The sequence below is a fragment of the Okeania sp. SIO2C2 genome (assembly GCF_010692625.1).
Classification (GTDB): Bacteria; Cyanobacteriota; Cyanobacteriia; order Cyanobacteriales; family Microcoleaceae; genus Okeania; species Okeania hirsuta.
The window spans coordinates 1-1,084 of record NZ_JAAHGM010000178.1 but is presented as its reverse complement, the minus strand read 5'-3'; the positions used below and the strand labels follow the sequence as shown (position 1 = coordinate 1,084).

Below are 1,084 nucleotides of genomic sequence, written 5' to 3'. Positions count from 1 at the left end.
TCGAGGAAAAGCTGTCGGAAATGGCCGCCGAGCACCCAATTGTTGCAGACATCCTACGGCACCGTGGTCTTAAAAAGCTTAAAAGCACCTATGTCGATGCCCTGCCAAATATGATCAATCCGCGCTCCGGACGGATACACAGCTCTTTTAATCAGGCCCTAGCTGCCACTGGACGACTTAGTAGTAGCCATCCTAACCTCCAAAACATACCCATCCGTACCCCAGAAGGCGCCAAGGTTCGGAAAGCTTTTGTACCAAGAGATGAGCAGCACATTCTACTAGCCGCCGATTATTCGCAAATCGAGTTGCGGCTCATCGCCGAAATAAGCGGCGACCAAGTTATGCAGGATGCCTTTATTCAAGGGCAGGACATCCACCGTGCTACGGCTGCGTGGGTCTTTGCTGTCCCCTACGACGAGGTTACTAAACAACAACGCTATCAGGCTAAAACCGTCAATTTTTCTATTATCTACGGCGCCGGGGCAACTAATCTTTCTCGCCAACTGGGTATTCCTAGAGCGGAGGCCAGCGAATTGATAAAAAACTATTTCACGCAGTATAATGGCCTAAAAGTATACATGGAGTCTGTAGTAGAGCAGGCTCGAAAAGACGGCTACGTCACTACCCTCCTCGGTAGAAAACGACACCTCAGAGATATCAACTCAAGAAACGGCATCCTCCGTGCAGCAGCAGAGCGTCTAGCCATTAACTCTCCGGTACAAGGTACCGCAGCTGATATGATCAAACTGGCCATGGTCAGTATCCATGAAAAACTACAACGGCTTGGCCTACAGTCAGAGATGATCCTACAGGTCCATGATGAGCTTGTATTTGATGCCCTAAAAACAGAGTTAGACCAACTCCAACCACTTATCAAAAAAGAAATGGAGAATGCCGTCCCAGGCTTAAAGGTCCCAATCATTGTAGAAATGGATACCGGGGCCGACTGGTTGGAAGCTCATTAATAGCTGTACCCTAACGGACTATGGCTTAGGTGCTTTCCTAATCTGTTTTGATTTGTTAAACCCGCAATTTTTCCCCTAGTTTTACGTTTTATGACTCGTATCTGGGATAATAGCTTTAA

1 protein-coding gene is annotated in these 1,084 nt (G+C 47.6%); it reads left to right on the top strand.

What is annotated here, in order from left to right; translation table 11 throughout:
- Nucleotides 1-965 (top strand): DNA polymerase (locus tag F6K18_RS36255; RefSeq protein WP_287528220.1); only part of this gene is annotated, 965 nt, incomplete at its 5' end.
- Between the last annotated feature and the right edge of the window lie 119 nt (nt 966-1,084).